Origin of the sequence: Wolbachia endosymbiont (group A) of Hedychridium roseum (assembly GCF_964028325.1) — a bacterium.
Classification (GTDB): domain Bacteria; phylum Pseudomonadota; class Alphaproteobacteria; order Rickettsiales; family Anaplasmataceae; genus Wolbachia.
Genome location: NZ_OZ034755.1, coordinates 1,300,085 through 1,316,411, shown reverse-complemented (window position 1 = coordinate 1,316,411; position 16,327 = coordinate 1,300,085). Strand labels below are relative to the sequence as shown.

Here is a 16,327-nt window from a genome sequence, read left to right as displayed (position 1 = left end):
TATATAAACCTACAAAGCTAAAGCTATTCCGCGGACTATAGCAACTACAAATTCAGCGGAAAAAACAAAATTAATAACTTTATCAGCCAAAATTTCCAAGAGAAAAACATGTCTTGTATAACTGAACCAAATAATCTTGGTGACCTCTTAAAATATGAGGCATCAAATCTATACTCACGTGACCAAATTACTGTTGCTAAGGGACAAAACCTAAAGCTTGGAGCAGTGGTTAGCAAAAAGACAGATGATGGGGGCTTTATAAGAGCTCTAAATCCGCTAGGCACAGATGGTACTCAAACAGCAATAGGTGTGATTATAAACGATGTAAATAGTAAAGATGCAGATATTAAAGCAGTAATCATTACTCGCGTAGCTTTACTTGCTGATCATGCAATTGTCTGGCCAGCAAATATAACTGAAGAGCAAAAAACAGCAGCAATAAAACAACTTGAAGAGAGGGGTATTATTGTCCGTAAAGGAATCTGAATTTTATATTAATTTTTAATAGGAGCTAAACATTATGCAAAATCCACTTTCAAATCCAGCATTCAATATGACAGCATTAACTGGAGCTATTAATATTTTACCAATTAGTTTTGGTCGAACTGAAAGTTTAAAACTTTTTCCGAGTAAATCAGTAAGGTTTCGCCATATTGCCATTGAAGAACAAAACGGTTTTTTAGCACTACTTCCAACTCAAGTTCCAGGAGCACCAGCAACTGTTGGAAAAATAAGTTGTAATATTTGATTTAAATTCTTTTAAAAAGTGTGGATGTGGATAAGTGCTTTCAGTCTGTGTAAGCGCACTTATCCACATCCACACTAATCTGCTAGTGTTGGATCTAAGCAGACTTAGGGCTGTATTCCTCAGTAAAAACCCTGTCATCTCTTACTAAAGAGTTAGCAAGTAAAAGTAACTTTCTCATAGCAGCAGTGGAAGCAACTTTATATGGTTTTTTATATTGATTATGTAACCTATCAAAAAAAGTTTTTATGAAAGAATTCCATTTCCGCGCACTAAGAATACACATATACAAGACTGTTCTAATTTGTGACCTACCGCCTTGAATGCACCTTTTTCCTTTATTAAAACCACTGTCTCGATTAAAAGGTGCAACTCCGGCAATGCTAGATATTTGCTTTCTTTGAAGAGTTCCTAATTCTGGCAGATAACAAATAATAGTAATAGCTGTGATTTTACTTACACCTGGTATACTAGTTATTGATATGTATTTTTTTTTAAGCTCTTGACTTTGTTCAATCAACTCAATCATCTCATCTTCTAAAACTTGAATTTGATTCTGTAATATGACAAGTAGCTCTTCCATTTGTTTGATTATGGATATATCAGTTACTTGATGAGCTTGAGTTTTTTGTATTTTTGCCATTTCTACTAGTTGATTTTTACGAGATAGCTTTTGCCTCAAGAAGTCAACATTACTAACTTTTAAAGGAGTAACGCGCATATCTGTATTATTAATATAACGTGAGATAATGCTGCAGTCTATTTTATCAGTTTTAGTAGCAATACCAAGGCTTTTTGCATAGTCTCTCACCCATCTAGGTTGAATTACATATACTTCGAAACCATTGCTTAGTAAAGTATAAGCACATAATTTTTCGTACCCACCAGTTGCTTCAAGTCCAACTTTGATTACATTATGTAAATGCAAAAAGTCGAGTATTTGATCAATAGCTTGAACGTTATTTTCAAATACTTTATAATGTCCAAGTGGATGAATGTGGATATCTAGTTTATTTTTGCTAACATCAATGCCAGCAATGATATTTGATAAATTCATAATTCCTCCATAGAATAACATGTAATACTGCATTTTCCACCCTTATATACGAGCCTAAAAGCTCAATCAGTTGTTCGGAACTTTTCAGTAAATAATCAGGGAAGAGAACCTTGCTAAATTACGGTCCTTTATGACCAAGGCGATCTACGGTTCCTCTTCTCTGCATGTTCTTAATATTACCACTTTGTAATATTTATGAACTTGTTTTTAACATATAAGGTGACCTTCTGAAATATGAAGTATATAGAGATTATACAAGAGAGGAAATAACCGTAGCCAAAGGACAAAACCTCAAACTTGGAACAGTTGTTGGCTATGATAAAGATAACATGATTAAGATAATAAATCCAACGGCCACGGATGGAACACAAACAGCGATAGGTGTAATAACAAGTGATGTAAACGCAACGGAAACCACCAAAGCAGTAATCATTACTCGTATTGCAATGTTAGCAGATCATGCAGTGGTGTGGCCAGCAAATATAACAGAAGAGCAAAAAGCTGCAGCAATAAAACAACTTGAAGCACGAGGCGTTATCATCCGCAAGGGAGTTTAACGAGCTACCAGACTCAGCAACTTACATAGAAACAACTTAAAACACACAGCATTAAAGGGAAAGGGGGAAAGAATGCAAAATCCATTTACAAATCCAGCATTTAGTATGACGAAATTAACTAAAGCAATAAACATATTGCCGATAAATTATGGTCGCGTCGAAAATTTAAATTTATTTCCAAGTAGATCGGTAAGATTTCGACATATTACGATAGAAGAGCAAAACGGAGTATTGAGTTTATTACCAACGCAAGTTCCGGGAGCACCAGCAACAGTGGGAAAACGTGGAAAACGAAAAATAAGAACATTTACGATACCACATATTCCCCATGATGATGTAGTGTTACCAGAGGAAGTGCAAGGAATAAGAGCATTTGGGTCAGAGAATGAACTGAAAGCGTTGGCGAGTGTAGTAACAGATCACCTGGAGTTGATGAGAAACAAACATGCGATAACGTTAGAACATTTGCGGATGGGGGCGTTAAAAGGGATTATTCTGGATGCTGATGGCAGTGAGTTATTAAACCTTTACAACGAATTTGAAATTACGCCAAAAGTAGTAAATTTTGCGCTGGGAACAGCAACCACCGATGTCAAGCGTAAGTGTCTGGAAGTATTGAGGCATGTTGAGGACAACTTAAGTGGTGAATATATGACCGGGATTCATGCGCTGGTAAGCCCAGAGTTTTTTGACGCTTTAACTTCTCATACCAAGGTAAAAGAAGCATACGAGAGATGGCAAGAAGGAGCAGCACTCCGGAACGACATGAGATCAGGATTTACGTTCTGTGGAATAACATTTGAGGAGTACAGAGGGCAAGCAACTGACCCTGAAGGAAATGTGAGAAGATTTATAGAAAAAGACACGGGACACTGTTTTCCACTAGGAACAGCAAGCACATTTACTACTTACTTTGCCCCAGCGGACTTCAATGAAACAGTAAATACACTAGGGCAACCGTTATATGCAAAACAAGAGCCAAGAAGATTTGATAGAGGGACCGATTTACATACTCAGTCAAATCCTTTACCAATGTGCCATCGCCCAGGAATATTAATCAAAGTCGTTGCAGCATAACAATACTGGTAGAGCAACTACAAAAGTGGTGAGGCATGAAAGTGCTCTACCAGTATGCCCCTTCTTAGCGTGCATGTAGAGATTAGTGCATAAAGGTAAAGTATGCAAGAAAAAATAAAAAGATTATTGAAAGATTGTTTTGCACATCTAGGGCAGCAAGCGTTGTATGAATCAAAGGATAAGTCATACATGGTGCAGATATTAAAGCAACAGCCAGATAGATTATACGGGATTGGTGAAGGGCAATTTGTAGGAGAAATTTTGACTTTAGAAGTAAGTGTGTTTGATGTATTAAAGCCAATGGTGGGAGATACTTTTTCTATAGGTAGTTGTAGATACAGAGTACACTCACCGCCGCTTAGGAATAATTCAGGAATAATCTGGAAAATTCAAGCGTCAGGGGTGTAAATGCGTATTAACGTTGAAGTTACCGGTAGTATTGAAAAGGTAATACAAAGTATAGATGCTGAAAGGAAAAAAGTGGAAAAAGCGACGGTGAGGGCATTAAACAAAACAGCACTATGGGTAAGATCGCAAACTGTCAAACAAGTTAGCGAAGAAAAACAAATACCAAAAAAAGCAATGAGAAAAAAGTTAAGTGTGGATAAAGCAAATAGAAAGCGTTTATGGTCAGTAGTGAAGCTGAGTTCGCAGTGGATAGGAGTAGCAAAACTTGGGAGTATAAAACAGACAAAGATAGGAGCAAAAGTAGGAAGCCGTATGTATGAAGGAGCATTTATAGCAACAATGAAAAATGGTCATATAGAAAAGAAGGTACATACCAATAGATGAAATTAAAGTAAACACGCAAGCTCGGGAAATAATGAAAGAGTTAGTTGATAATGAAGTAGAGAGAGTATTTGAGAAGTATTTTGATCAGCAAATGAGTTATATGAAATAATGTTCTGGGGAAATTTACATCAGGCAATTTGTAAAACGCTAAAAGAAGAAATCCCAGCAATACAAACGTGCGAAATGTATAGAGCAGAACGTCGGGAAATAATAGCGCCAGCAGTGTTTGTAGAGCTTGCAAGTTTAGAACCAGGAAAAGATCCGGGGACTGAGGAATTAGCGTTGAGGGCAAGATTTGAGGCAAGAGTAGTAGTTGATGGAACAGTCGAGGATTCTCAGGTAGTGGTAAGGTCACTGGCAGCGGAAGTTGCAAGGGTTGTAAGTAAAAATACTTGGAACGTGGAAAATGTTTCGCCAGGAGAATTTATATCTGCGGAAATTGACGGATTTAGGCCAGAGTTGGATGCGTATTTAGTGTGGTTAGTTGAATGGGTTCACGAGCTGCATTTGGGAGAATCAGTCTGGTTAGAGGGAAAAATTAAGCCACATACCATAAACGTGGGAAATATAAATGTTAGACCATAATTTTGCCATTGCAGAGCTAAATAGAAGGCTAGCGAATATTATTCGTATAGGTCTAGTGAAAGAAATCGACTATGAAAAAGCAAGAGTAAGGGTCAAAGTAGGAGAATTTTTAACAGATTGGTTACCATGGATTACTTGCCGAGCTGAAAGCTGGTCACCACCGAATATTGATGAGCAAGTGGTAGTGTTATCACCATTTGGGGAATTATCATTAGGAGTGGTGTTACCGGCAATATATCAGGAGAAATATCCGCCTCCGGAGAATAAAAAGGAAATAAATAGTGTAAAATTTCAAGATGGAACAAAATTATCGTACGACAAGGAGAATCATCATCTTGAGATTGAAGTAGTAGATAAAATAACGTTGAAAGTAGAAGGATCAAGCGTAGAGATGACAAAGGATGGAATAAAACTTAAGGCACAAAGAATAAATCTAAATTAGGAAAAGGAATGAATAAATCAGTTATATGCCTAGGAGATCACTGCGGGGAAGCGTTGCCGCATTTTTATATAAGTGGAAGCAGAGATATATTTGTAAACGGAAGACCAGTTTGTCGGCAAGGAGATAGTTTTACAGAAGGTAAGGTAATGGCACAAGGGTCAAAAACAGTGTTTGCAAATGGTCATGGTATAGGAAGAGTTGGGGATTCAGTATCTTGTGGTTTTAAGGTAATAAGTGGAAGTAGTAATGTTTTTTCAGAATAAAAATAAACCATGTGCTATACTTACCAAAAGTAAAATTATGAACATGGATATAACTACTAGCCTATTAGGAGACGTTAGTAATTTAATAGATAGAGCAAAGAATCATCTTTCTGTTCAATTCAATTCTACTCTAGTATTGTTAAACTGGGAAATTGGCTCCAGAATTGATCAAGATATCCTAAAGCACAAACGTGCAGATTATGGGAAGCAAATCATCTCCCAACTTGCAAAAGAACTTCAGATGAAATATGGACGTGGATTTGATAGAGCTTCATTGTTTCGGATGGTGCAATTTTCCAAATTCTTTCCCGATCAAGAAATTGTCGCGACACTGTCACAACAATTGAGTTGGTCACATTTTGTAGAAATTATTGCAATTTCTGATGAGCTGAAGCGTAATTATTATATAGAAATGTGTCGTATTGAAAGATGGAGTGTTAGAGCACTACGTAGTAGAATCGATACCATGTTGTATGAACGTACAGCACTAGCAAAAAAGCCTGAGGACTTCATAAGACAAAGCATCAAACAGTTACGTGAAGAAAATACGTTAGCCCCCGAATTCATTTTTCACGATCCATACTTCCTTAACTTTGTGGAATTGCCATCAAGTCATAGTGAGACTGATCTAGAAAATACGATTTTGGATGAATTGGTAAAATTTTTACAAGAGTTTGGTAATGATTTTTGTTTTGTGACACGTCAAAAAAGGATGAGTACCGAAAGAATTGATAGGTATTTAGACTTGCTATTTTTTCATAGGGGATTAAGGCGCCTTATTGCAATAGAACTAAAAATTGGTCGATTTGAACCAGCTTATAAAGGACAGATGGAATGGTACTTAAATTGGTTAGATAAAAATGAACGAAAACCAGATGAAGAAAAACCCCTAGGGATTATTTTGTGTGCTGATAAGGATCAAGAAGATATAGAATACCTGGAGCTTGAAGGATCTAATATTCATGTTGCACAGTATTTAAGACAGTTGCCTCCTAAGGAAATCCTTGAGGAGAAGTTGAGAAAAGCTATCTCTATAGCTCGTGAAAAATACGCAAGTACTAAGAAGAAAATGATTAAACAGATATAACACAAAAGGCAACGTGTTTATGCGAGGAATGGACGTTAATACTGGAAAAGAGTTAGAAGGAATAGAACATTTAAAGCAATCAATAGTTAATATTTTAACTACTCCTATTAACAGCAGAATAATGCGCAGGAACTATGGGTCAAGATTACTTGAGTTAGTTGACCGGCCAATCAATCGTGATTTTACGTTAGAAATTTACGCAGCAACAGCAGAAGCACTACAAAAGTGGGAAAAGAGATTTAAGTTAGAAAAAGTAAAAATAACAGAAGTGAAAGAAGGAAAAGTAACGCTTGACCTAGAAGGATTGTACTTACCAATGGGGGAAAAGATTCGCTTTGATGGAGTTGTGGTATAAAGATGGAGCAGCCTAACATTATTGAGCCACTGAACTTCGAAGAAATCTTTTCACGTATGAAGGAGGAGTTGATACGTCGAGACTCAAGTTTTACAGCATTAGTAGAAAGTGACCCAGCAATAAAGATTTTAGAGGTAGCAGCATGGCGAGAACTTTTGCTGAGAGAAAGAATAAACGAAGCAGCAAGGGGCAACTTACTTAAGTTTGCAAGGGGAGAAGAACTTGATGATTTAGCTGAATTTTACGGAGTGGAAAGGGAGAACGGGGAAAAGGATGAACGATTTAGAAAAAGAATCAAGGCAAGAATAGTTGGCTCAAGCACAGGAGGAAATTATCGGTATTATGCATTATCAGCAGATACGAGAGTAAAAGATGCATTAGTAGAATCACCTGTACCAGGAAAAGTACAAGTTTCAATCTTATCCACAGAATTATCCACACTGCCAGAAGAATTACTAGAAATTGTCAGAAATCAGCTAAACAGGGAGGATGTGAGGATTTTAACAGATACAATAGAAGTGGTAAGTTGCAATATTATAGAAATAGATATCCACAGTAAAATTAGCATTAAAAGACCAGATATTATTGAAACGGTGAAGAAGCAATTTATAGAAAAATTTGAAACAACGAAAAGATTAGGATGGAAAGTAACGAAATCATGGATTATAGCCAACCTGTTTGTGGATGGGGTAGAAAACGTAGAATTAATCGAGCCAAGAGAGGATGTTGTGGTACTGGGGAATGAGTGTGCTGCCTTAAGAAGTTTAAATGTTGAGTTGAATTAATGCTATTACCACCAAACGCAACAAAGCAAGAAAAAGCGCTGATTGATGCAATCGATTACAAAGTAGACCCAAGCTGTGTAAAAGGATTTAAATTTAGCCTAGGGGAAAAAATATTGCCGTGGTTGGTTGAAGAATATGGATTGGGGGAAATTCTACGCTGGGTAAAAGACAAAAGAAAGGCGATAAAAGAAGGAATAAAATTTCAGCGTTTGAGAGGAACACCAGCATCGCTGAAAATAGCACTGAAGTGGGCAAATATAGAAGATATTACAATTATTGAAGAGCCACCCGGAGAACACTTTTTTGAATTACAGATAGGGATAAAAGATGTTCCGAACGACTTCTTCGTTGATGCAGTAGTAGAATTAGCAAAACTATCATTGCCAGCAAGATCACGGCTAATGAGGATTTTTAACGATTATTATAATGCGCAGAGATTTATATTGGATGAGAGTTTATTTGGAGATCTTCTTTCTGACTATTCGGGGGTAAAAATAGAAAAAGATGGACCAGTGTTATCATTTGGGAGAGTAAATTTTTTCAGGTCTAGTGGTCCAGTTATTAGGATTATAGAAAACTATCTACGCGATCATTATGAGCAGGCATTAAGTAATGATCTGTATAGGCTAGATGTAGCAATCCTTGGAGAAACCGAGCCTCACACAAAGAATTATAACGGTATTTATGAAAGAAGTCATCAGTGGAATAATTTAAAAACGTTATATCCGCTACCACAGAGCTTATTACCTGAGATTAAGTTTGCTAAAGCGCAGATAGTATTATCGGACAGTTGGAGTTTAGGAGAAATAAACGCATGTTTTCCAGTAAGTAGTATAGAAGAGAGGGGAAAAAGGTTTTTACTAGGAAGTGATAAGCTATCTGAACAACTGTGGAATTTAAAATACAAGCCAATTTTAGAAAGATTTTTTGCCGTTCACCACTATCAAGTAAAGAATTTCTCTACCCCCAAAATAATAAGATTTAGCGTAGCAGAACACTACATTCATTTTGAAAACGAATTGGATTCAAAGCAAAAAAATGCAACATACGAGCTAGAAAACTACATTTTAGTGTTTTACCCAGGTGTACTAACATGGCATGAACATCGACATTTGAACAGGTCCTGGGAAGAAAAACAACCTATATGCTTAATGAATTAAATACATATATTTATATCTTCATATACTACATTAACATTCGGTAAAAATGTGTGTTTTTTGAAAAAAAGAAGTTGCTTTTCCATGCCAAAACAGCTATAAATTAGGTAGGTGTAGGTAAACATAAGAAATTGATCTTGCACTGAAGTGAGCCAAATTGGCGACTTTATGTATGTTTTTATAGTGAGGTAACTAAAATGTTCAATTTAAATAAAAGACTGGAAAAATTAAAGGAGAATTCATTTCGTGGAATAAATGAAAAAGACGCAGCAGGTTGCACAATATTGCACCGAGCAGCACAAGTGTCAAATCCAGAAGTAATAAAGTTATTAATAGAAAAAGGTGCAGGTACAAACGATAGAAACAATAGAGGCGAGACACCATTGCACCTAGCGGCATTCTATGGAAAGGTAGAGAATGTAAAAGCACTGATAGAAGGAGGAGCAAATGTAAATGCTATAGATGATGGAGGATATACGGCATTACATAGTGCGAGCTTAATGAGTTGTGAAAAGACAGTAAGGGAGCTAATAAAAGCAGGGTCGAATGTTAATACTGGGAACTACATAGGAAGGACCCCCCTACATGAAGCAGTATTTATGAGGGAAATAGTGAACGTGAGGGCAATATTAGAAGCGGGAGGTGACGTAAATGCGAAAGACCAAAAAGGATATACACCACTACATATAGCATGCAAGACAGGAGAAACAAAAGAGATAATAAAAGAGCTAGTAAAAGCTGGAGCAAATGTAGAGCAAAAGGATAAATTTGGCAAAACAGCAATGTATTATGCGAGAACTGAAGAGTTGCTAGAAAAACTAAGGGAGTTGTCGGAGCGGACAGTAGATGCGATATTTAGCCTAGATTTAAAAGAAAAAGGAGAAAGAAGGTTTGAAGAAATAAGGGAAAAGTTAGAAGAAGCGCCATTGGTCAAGAAGGCACTGATGGAAGTGGAAAAAGAGCTAGAAGATATGGATGAGAAGATAAAAGGGCTATAAAAAGAGCTTTCTGTAAGAGAAGGGAGTAAAAGGGTTGGCTACAAGATAATAGGAAAAATAGGAAGCCTAAATTTAAAAGAAAAAGCTGACAACAGCAGGAGAGGAACCGCTTATTATTTAACAGATTAAGTATATAGATTTATATCTTAATCTAATATGCGAAAAAAATGTGTATATTTTGTAAAAAAAACTTGCTTTTTATGCCAAAACAGCCCTAAGTGAAAAAGTAGCTAGTAAATAAACAAGATTTGCTAAGCGCTAAAGTGAGCCAAATTGGAGGCACTTTAAATTGCATTAATAACTGAGGAACATTATGGTAAAATTTAGTAAGAAAGAAAGAGAAGAGTTTAATAAGTCGTGGAAAGAAGTATTAGATAACTCAATAGAAAATATTAATAAAAAAGACACAAAAGGAAGGACGATATTGCATTACGCGGTGGGAATGCCAGATCCAAAAAAAGTGAGGTTATTAATCAAAAAAGGAGCAGATATAAATGTGGCAGATGCGGGACAATATAGACCATTGCACTTAGCAGTAATGGGACAACGTGTAGAAAATACAAAGGAGCTGATAAAGGCAGGAGTAGAGGTAAACGCAGTGGAACGAAGTAGCAAATTTGCCGCGTTACACCTGGCATGCATGGTAAGTGAGGTAAAAATAGTAGAAGAGCTAGTAAAAGCGGGAGCAAATGTAGAGCAAAAGGATAAATTTGGCAAAACGGCAATGGATTATGCGAGAAATAATAAAGAGATAAAAGAAGTGTTAGAGAACGTAAAAATCGCAAATAAGCAGAGAGAGTTCATAGAAAAATAAGGGTCGTATCAGCAGCAGGTGTGATAGTGGCAAAAGAAGAGCTTGTGAAAATTTAGAAGGGCTGTGGCTAAGAAAGAGGTGATTATGGAAAAAGGGAAATTTTATCATTAGAGGGAAAAAAGAAGCTTGATGATTTGGGAGAGTGCTCAATTGATGAAAGATAGCGTATGTGTTTCTAAAATTTTGCATAAAAGCTGAGAGAAATAAAGGTTAACAGTTGCGTCTTTTTCGCAAGAGTAATGGATTTATGGAAAAAGGGAGTGCCTGAACTATGAAAACATTTACAGGAGAAATTATGAGAAAGAGAACGTTAACTGTGACCTGTCGATATGAGCCTGATGAGTTAGCAGATAAACATTTATCAGAAGCTTACGAGCAGTTACTAAAGTATTCAGTAAAAAGAAACAACGAAAAGGAGGTAGAAAAAGATGATAACGGTGGCCTTGTATGCAAGAGTTTCATCAGACCGACAAGTGCGGGATCATACAATAGAGAGCCAAATTGCAGAGCTTAAGCGTAGAATTGCTGTAGATGGACATGAGTTATTGGAAGAATATGTATTCACTGACGATGGCCGTAGAGGGTCAAATTTAGAGCGTGAAGGTTTAAAGAAATTACGTGATAAAGTAGCAGAAGGAAAAATTAATAAGATTTATATCTATTCACTAGATCGGTTGTCACGTGATCCTGTAGATCAAAGAGATGTAATAGATGAATTTAAGAGAGCAAGAGTAGAAATAATCTTTTCAAATCATAAGGTTGATGATACACCAGAGTCCGATTTAATGACAGATGTGCAAGGAGCAGTAGGAAGGTTTGAACTGAGACAAATCTTGATACGAAGCATGAGGGGAAAACTGCATGCAGCAAGAGAAGGTTGTGTGAGTGTAATAAGCAATGCACCTTATGGTTATCGATATATAAGAAAGCATGTAAAAGGAGGAGAAAACAAATTTGAAATTAATGAAGAGGAAGCAAAAGTAGTGAGAGAGGTGTTCATGTGGATTGGAGAGGAAAGGATAAGTATTAGAGAAGCGGTAAAGAGACTAAGAGAAGCTTCTGTTAGAACACAAACAGGAAAAGAGGTGTGGCATTCAAGCACCATCCATAAGATGTTAAAAAATCCAGCATACAAGGGGCTAGCAGCATATGGTAAAACAAAGGCGGGCCCAGTAATGCTAGAAGTCAAACCAAAAAAAAGCAACAGCCGGCGAACTCACTCTATTTACAGTACAGATGAGGAGAATTGGATTCATATACCGGTGCCGAAAATAGTTGACGAGGATTTGTTTAATGTAGTACAAGAACAATTGATTGAGAATAAACAGAGAGCAAGAGTGCAGCAAAGAAAAGAGACATATCTGTTGCAAAAGCTAGTTGTGTGTAAGTGTTGTGGACGTGCTTACTGCGGAAGGCGAAATTACAGCAAAGAAAAAAAGATTGTGTATACTTATTACACTTGCCTGGGTACAAGAAATTTTTACGGTAATAAGGTATGCACTAACGGATCTATTCGTGGAGAAGTGTTAGAAACAGGTGTGTGGGAAGAAGTAAAAAGTGTATTAAAAAATCCAGATAGGATGGTAAAGGAGTACCAATGTAGAATTTCAGAACATAAGAATGAATTATTAGATGAAAGGTTTGCAAGACGTGAGAGTCAATTAAAACAAAATATTAAAGAACTTATCAATGATTATTATATTCAAGAGAATACAAGTGAGGAAAAATATATAAGTAAGGAAGACTTTAAGCAGGCAATGAAAAAAATGAAGGAACGTTTAAAAGAGATTGAAGGAGAGAAGAAAAAGGTGATTGATCAAAAGGGACTACAGCAGAAAATGAATCTTATTACAAATAGCATAAAGGGCTTTTATTCTAGTGTTAAATCGGAATTGGAACACCTAGATTGGCAAGCTAAACGTAGTCTTATTAGGACATTAGTAAAAGAAGTCAACATTGATCTTGATGAAGTAAATGTAGTATTTAAGATCAGAGAACTCAACAATCCCGCCCAGAATGGACAAAATCAGAAGTTGGCAGATTGTCTAAGGGGGAGTGTTAAATAAACTGTGTCAAACCGAAAAAAAAGTAATAAATTGATATAAAAAAATGGAGGTTTGACAATGAGTCAGAAAGTAGTAAACAGAACTACCGGTTTGGTAGATTATAAAGAATTAGAAACAAATATCCTGTCGTCTATACGAGAAGGAAGACCGTTGACAGGAAGAGATGGAGCATTAACACCGTTTATAAAAAAGTTGCTGGAGATAAGCCTGGAAGGTGAAATAGAAAACCACTTGTCGGCTGAAAGCGAAGAGAATAATCGAAGAAATGGGAGGAATGCAAAGACTTTACGTACAAGCGCAGGGTCATTTGAGCTTTTGACGCCAAGAGATAGGGAAGGAAGTTTCGAACCACAAATAGTCAAAAAAAGGCAAACAAACTTACATCCAGAGCTTGAAACGAAGATTTTGAGCACATTTGCCAGTGGTATGGGCTATAGAGATATAGTGTCACATGTTGAGGAAATTTATGATCACAAAATATCGGTGGCAGAGATATCAAGTATTACTGACAAATTGCTACCAGTAATCAACGAATGGCGTAGTCGCCCGCTGCAGTCTGTATATCCGATAGTTTTCATGGTTTTTTAAAGTCAAAGAGGACGGGCATTGCGTAAGTAAATGCATGTATAACATATTAGGCATAGATCAAAATGGCAAAAAAGAAGTATTAGGTTTTTATTTGGCTGAAAGTGAAGGAGCTAACTTCTGGTTGGGAGTGCTAAATGACCTCAAAGAAAGAGGAGTAGAAGATATCCTTATTGCCTGCGTTGATGGGCTGAAAAGCTTTCCTGCAGCTATAAACAGTGTCTTTCCTAATGCGGAAGTGCAGATGTGTATAGTGCATCAGATACGCAACTCACTGAAGTATGTGGCCAGTAAAGATGCGAAGAGTTTTTTGAGCGATTTAAAGAAGGTATATCAAGCTTCAAGCAAGGAAATTGCCGAGAATTATCTGTTGGAATTAGATGAAAAATGGGGCACAAAGTACCCTATGGTTATAAAATCTTGGCAGAATAATTGGGAAAACTTGTCTGGTTATTTTAAGTATTCTGGTCCAGTTAGGAGGATAATCTACACCACCAATCCCATAGAGGGGCTACATAGGCAAATTAGGAAATTCACTAAGACCAAAGGCTCATTTACCAGCATAAATGCCTTGTATAAGCAGGTATATTGTGCTATAAAGAAGGCAGAGGAAAAGTGGACGATGCCTGTACATGATTGGGCATTAACTATCTCTCAACTTGATGTTTTCTTTCCTGGCAGATTGAAAATTGAGTTGAACTAAAAATGCGGTTTGACACAGTTTATTTAACACTCCCGTCTAAGGTGTCTGGGCACTGGGATGACATCATAGGGGCGCTGGGATGACACCCTGACAATCGTCATCCCGCTACTTGTTAGCGGGATGAAAATGTTGTACCAAGACCACGGTAGCTATAAAATTATCAAGGGAAGTACCACACACTTCCCTTCTTTTTCAAAATAAGTTTACCTACAGGTCTGATTGTATTAAGATTACTTAATACAATCAGGTCTATTATATGCGTTTATCCAAATATTACCTACCAACTCTAAAGGAAAAGCCTACCCATGCTAAAATTATCTCCCATCAATATTCTTTACGTGCAGGTTTAATAAAGCAGATAGCATCTGGCATCTATACGTGGTTGCCGCTTGGTCTGCGCGTGCTTAAGAATATTGAAGATATTATCAGAGATGAAATGGATAAATCTGGTGCAATTGAAGCATTAATGCCTTGTGTGCAACCAGCAAATCTTTGGCGAGAATCGGGACGTTACGATGATTACGGTAAGGAAATGCTACGTATAAGGGATAGGCATGAGGAAGATATGCTTTTCGGTCCAACGCATGAGGAGGTAGCAACTGATCTAATTAGAGATGTGGTAAAAAGTTACAAAGATTTGCCACTTTGTTTGTATCATATCCAGTGGAAATTCCGTGATGAGGTAAGACCACGTTATGGTGTTATGAGGGGTAGGGAATTTCTGATGAAGGATGCATACAGTTTTGATGTAGATTACGAAGGTGCACTGAATTCATATAATTTGATGTACAAAACTTACATAAAAATCTTCAAACGCATGGGACTTACTCCAATTGGAGTGAGAGCGGACACTGGGCCAATTGGAGGAAATTTGAGCCACGAGTTTCATATATTGGCAAACACTGGTGAGAGCACTTTATATTATGACAATAAATTTTCTGAACTACTGGAAAGTGAAGATGTTGAAAGTTTGAAGAATATATATGCAGTTGCAGATGATATGCACGACCCTAAAACTTGCCTTGTGCCGCAAGAGCAGTTAAATGTTAGTAAAGGTATTGAAATAGGGCATATTTTTTATTTTGGCGACAAATACTCAAAGCCTATGAAGGCAAGTGTTACTTCTCAAGATGGAAAAAATGTCAACATGCATATGGGTTCGTATGGCATTGGGGTTTCAAGGCTTGTCGGTGCAATAATAGAAGCTTTTCATGATGATAAGGGAATTATCTGGCCAGAAGCGGTAGCTCCTTTCAGAATTGGTTTAATCAATTTACAAACGAAAGTAACGGAGGCTGCAGATAAAATATACAAAGCTTTGAAAAGTGATGAAGTGCTTTACGATGATACGGAAAGAAGTATAGGAGTAAAATTTTCTAGAATGGATCTGATAGGCTTGCCGTGGCAAATAATTGTTGGAAAAAAGGCAATAGATGAAAATATAGTTGAAGTAAAAAATAGAGCAACTGGAGAGGTAAAAGAAATGCAGATTGAGGAAGCAATAAATCGCTTTAGCACAAAATGATACGCGGTATCGGCACTGACATAGTATATATACCAAGAGTATTGAGAATATTACAAAAATACGGGGAAAAATTTCTCAATAGAATCTACACTGAAAAAGAAATAGAGCTAAGTAGAAAGTATAATAGTCAAGAAATGCGAGCAAGGTATTTTGCCAAACGCTTTGCAGCAAAAGAAGCTTTTGTTAAAGCACGAGGTACTGGATTTAGCCAGGGCATTATAATGAAAGATATAGAAATATACAGCGATGTAAGAGGAAAACCATATATTGCTGTCAGAAAGGATTTCATCTCAAAGGACTACAAGATTCATCTTTCTCTGAGTGACGATGGAGATTACGCTACTGCATTTGTTATAATTTGCGTCTAGCAGATATTGTTTCAATTTATGCAGTTGACTTTATGCTATCTATATAGCTAAACTGACTTAGGTTTACCGACAATTTGAAAAACCGTCATTCCGCTACTAGTTAGCGCCGCGGCGGTATGACGGTTCGCGGTGGCATGACGATAAGCTTTTCATCCCGCTACGTGTTAGCGGATGAGATGCCGCGAATGAATCGCGGTATGACGTAACGACAAGTTCGTCATACCGCTACGTGTTAGCGGGATCTATGCTAAGAGATACCGTGAATAAATCACGGTATGACGGTTCGCAGTGGTATGACGATAACCTCATATCCCGCTACTAGTTAGCGGATGAGATACCGCGAATGAATCGCGGGATGACGTAACG

Annotated in this window: 19 protein-coding genes and 2 pseudogenes; 20 read left to right on the top strand and 1 reads right to left on the bottom strand. The window is 37.0% G+C overall.

The annotated features are described in order from the left end of the window. Positions 1–108 precede the first annotated feature (108 nt). Both ABWU23_RS06475 and ABWU23_RS06470 read left to right on the top strand, forming a co-directional pair. Positions 109–486, top strand: a complete 378-nt coding sequence (locus tag ABWU23_RS06475; protein ID WP_264687786.1) for a head decoration protein — start codon at positions 109–111, stop codon at positions 484–486. Between the two features lie 34 nt (positions 487–520). Next, positions 521–730 (top strand): annotated as a pseudogene (locus ABWU23_RS06470) (major capsid protein); the annotation flags it as partial. A gap of 112 nt (positions 731–842) precedes the next feature. Here the strand turns inward: ABWU23_RS06470 and ABWU23_RS06465 are convergent. After that, positions 843–1,802 carry an IS110 family transposase gene (locus ABWU23_RS06465; RefSeq protein WP_353270976.1) on the bottom strand — a complete coding sequence of 320 codons (960 nt, stop codon included), beginning with the start codon at positions 1,800–1,802 and terminating at the stop codon, positions 843–845. 227 nt (positions 1,803–2,029) lie between these two features. Between ABWU23_RS06465 and ABWU23_RS06460 the strand changes: the two genes are divergently transcribed. The 18 genes and pseudogenes from ABWU23_RS06460 to ABWU23_RS06375 all read left to right on the top strand — a co-directional run bounded on the left by ABWU23_RS06460 (position 2,030) and on the right by ABWU23_RS06375 (position 15,961). Next, positions 2,030–2,359 carry a head decoration protein gene (locus ABWU23_RS06460; RefSeq protein WP_264688489.1) on the top strand — a complete coding sequence of 110 codons (330 nt, stop codon included), beginning with the start codon at positions 2,030–2,032 and terminating at the stop codon, positions 2,357–2,359. Between the two features lie 72 nt (positions 2,360–2,431). Then, complete coding sequence (locus ABWU23_RS06455) at positions 2,432–3,436, top strand: major capsid protein (protein WP_353270913.1); 1,005 nt, start codon at positions 2,432–2,434, stop codon at positions 3,434–3,436. Positions 3,437–3,538: 102 nt separating this feature from the next. Next, positions 3,539–3,844, top strand: a complete 306-nt coding sequence (locus tag ABWU23_RS06450; protein WP_353270975.1) for a hypothetical protein — start codon at positions 3,539–3,541, stop codon at positions 3,842–3,844. Next, positions 3,845–4,228: a phage tail protein gene (locus ABWU23_RS06445; protein ID WP_253308966.1), complete on the top strand. Its 384-nt coding sequence runs from the start codon at positions 3,845–3,847 to the stop codon at positions 4,226–4,228. A 108-nt stretch (positions 4,229–4,336) separates the two neighbouring features. After that, on the top strand, positions 4,337–4,813 hold the full coding sequence (locus ABWU23_RS06440) for a hypothetical protein (protein WP_264688407.1): 477 nt from the start codon (positions 4,337–4,339) through the stop codon (positions 4,811–4,813). Continuing rightward, a complete protein-coding gene (locus ABWU23_RS06435; protein ID WP_253308964.1) occupies positions 4,800–5,255 on the top strand; it encodes a phage baseplate assembly protein V in 456 nt (151 codons plus the stop codon). The genes ABWU23_RS06440 and ABWU23_RS06435 overlap by 14 nt, the downstream gene beginning before the upstream one ends. A gap of 8 nt (positions 5,256–5,263) precedes the next feature. Further along, a complete protein-coding gene (locus tag ABWU23_RS06430; protein ID WP_353270974.1) occupies positions 5,264–5,518 on the top strand; it encodes a PAAR domain-containing protein in 255 nt (84 codons plus the stop codon). Continuing rightward, on the top strand, positions 5,502–6,605 hold the full coding sequence (locus tag ABWU23_RS06425) for a YhcG family protein (protein ID WP_253308962.1): 1,104 nt from the start codon (positions 5,502–5,504) through the stop codon (positions 6,603–6,605). Before ABWU23_RS06430 ends, ABWU23_RS06425 begins: the two co-directional genes overlap by 17 nt. 19 nt (positions 6,606–6,624) lie before the next feature. After that, positions 6,625–6,960, top strand: coding sequence for a GPW/gp25 family protein (locus tag ABWU23_RS06420; protein WP_253308961.1), 336 nt, complete (start codon positions 6,625–6,627; stop codon positions 6,958–6,960). Between the two features lie 2 nt (positions 6,961–6,962). Then, positions 6,963–7,745 carry a baseplate J/gp47 family protein gene (locus tag ABWU23_RS06415; RefSeq protein ID WP_253308960.1) on the top strand — a complete coding sequence of 261 codons (783 nt, stop codon included), beginning with the start codon at positions 6,963–6,965 and terminating at the stop codon, positions 7,743–7,745. Further along, entirely contained in the window at positions 7,745–8,905 is a 1,161-nt protein-coding gene (locus tag ABWU23_RS06410; RefSeq protein WP_264688208.1) for a phage tail protein, read from the top strand. The genes ABWU23_RS06415 and ABWU23_RS06410 overlap by 1 nt, the downstream gene beginning before the upstream one ends. A 194-nt stretch (positions 8,906–9,099) precedes the next feature. Beyond that, positions 9,100–9,900 (top strand): ankyrin repeat domain-containing protein, encoded by an 801-nt coding sequence (locus ABWU23_RS06405; protein WP_265016401.1) that lies wholly within the window; start codon positions 9,100–9,102, stop codon positions 9,898–9,900. Positions 9,901–10,213: 313 nt separating this feature from the next. After that, a complete protein-coding gene (locus ABWU23_RS06400) occupies positions 10,214–10,714 on the top strand; it encodes an ankyrin repeat domain-containing protein (protein ID WP_264688210.1) in 501 nt (166 codons plus the stop codon). 271 nt (positions 10,715–10,985) lie between these two features. After that, complete coding sequence (locus ABWU23_RS06395) at positions 10,986–11,228, top strand: hypothetical protein (protein WP_253309514.1); 243 nt, start codon at positions 10,986–10,988, stop codon at positions 11,226–11,228. Continuing rightward, positions 11,188–12,780 carry a recombinase family protein gene (locus ABWU23_RS06390; RefSeq protein WP_265045279.1) on the top strand — a complete coding sequence of 531 codons (1,593 nt, stop codon included), beginning with the start codon at positions 11,188–11,190 and terminating at the stop codon, positions 12,778–12,780. Before ABWU23_RS06395 ends, ABWU23_RS06390 begins: the two co-directional genes overlap by 41 nt. Positions 12,781–12,837: 57 nt before the next feature. Continuing rightward, positions 12,838–14,068, top strand: a pseudogene (locus ABWU23_RS06385) (IS256-like element ISWpi15 family transposase). A gap of 256 nt (positions 14,069–14,324) precedes the next feature. Continuing rightward, the gene (gene proS / locus ABWU23_RS06380) at positions 14,325–15,593 is read left to right on the top strand and encodes a proline--tRNA ligase (protein ID WP_264688213.1); all 1,269 of its coding nucleotides are present in this window, start codon (positions 14,325–14,327) and stop codon (positions 15,591–15,593) included. Next, positions 15,590–15,961: a holo-[acyl-carrier-protein] synthase gene (locus ABWU23_RS06375; RefSeq protein ID WP_253309486.1), complete on the top strand. Its 372-nt coding sequence runs from the start codon at positions 15,590–15,592 to the stop codon at positions 15,959–15,961. Before proS ends, ABWU23_RS06375 begins: the two co-directional genes overlap by 4 nt. Positions 15,962–16,327: the final 366 nt, after the last annotated feature.

Bases quoted from the DNA above. Each gene is read 5' to 3' on its own strand.
- ABWU23_RS06475 (WP_264687786.1), top strand. From the start codon at position 109: ATGTCTTGTATAACTGAACCAAATAATCTTGGTGACCTCTTAAAATAT.
- ABWU23_RS06465 (WP_353270976.1), bottom strand. From the start codon at position 1,802: ATGAATTTATCAAATATCATTGCTGGCATTGATGTTAGCAAAAATAAA.
- ABWU23_RS06455 (WP_353270913.1), top strand. From the start codon at position 2,432: ATGCAAAATCCATTTACAAATCCAGCATTTAGTATGACGAAATTAACT.
- ABWU23_RS06450 (WP_353270975.1), top strand. From the start codon at position 3,539: ATGCAAGAAAAAATAAAAAGATTATTGAAAGATTGTTTTGCACATCTA.
- ABWU23_RS06445 (WP_253308966.1), top strand. From the start codon at position 3,845: ATGCGTATTAACGTTGAAGTTACCGGTAGTATTGAAAAGGTAATACAA.
- ABWU23_RS06440 (WP_264688407.1), top strand. From the start codon at position 4,337: ATGTTCTGGGGAAATTTACATCAGGCAATTTGTAAAACGCTAAAAGAA.
- ABWU23_RS06435 (WP_253308964.1), top strand. From the start codon at position 4,800: ATGTTAGACCATAATTTTGCCATTGCAGAGCTAAATAGAAGGCTAGCG.
- ABWU23_RS06430 (WP_353270974.1), top strand. From the start codon at position 5,264: ATGAATAAATCAGTTATATGCCTAGGAGATCACTGCGGGGAAGCGTTG.
- ABWU23_RS06425 (WP_253308962.1), top strand. From the start codon at position 5,502: ATGTTTTTTCAGAATAAAAATAAACCATGTGCTATACTTACCAAAAGT.
- ABWU23_RS06420 (WP_253308961.1), top strand. From the start codon at position 6,625: ATGCGAGGAATGGACGTTAATACTGGAAAAGAGTTAGAAGGAATAGAA.
- ABWU23_RS06415 (WP_253308960.1), top strand. From the start codon at position 6,963: ATGGAGCAGCCTAACATTATTGAGCCACTGAACTTCGAAGAAATCTTT.
- ABWU23_RS06410 (WP_264688208.1), top strand. From the start codon at position 7,745: ATGCTATTACCACCAAACGCAACAAAGCAAGAAAAAGCGCTGATTGAT.
- ABWU23_RS06405 (WP_265016401.1), top strand. From the start codon at position 9,100: ATGTTCAATTTAAATAAAAGACTGGAAAAATTAAAGGAGAATTCATTT.
- ABWU23_RS06400 (WP_264688210.1), top strand. From the start codon at position 10,214: ATGGTAAAATTTAGTAAGAAAGAAAGAGAAGAGTTTAATAAGTCGTGG.
- ABWU23_RS06395 (WP_253309514.1), top strand. From the start codon at position 10,986: ATGAAAACATTTACAGGAGAAATTATGAGAAAGAGAACGTTAACTGTG.
- proS (WP_264688213.1), top strand. From the start codon at position 14,325: ATGCGTTTATCCAAATATTACCTACCAACTCTAAAGGAAAAGCCTACC.
- ABWU23_RS06375 (WP_253309486.1), top strand. From the start codon at position 15,590: ATGATACGCGGTATCGGCACTGACATAGTATATATACCAAGAGTATTG.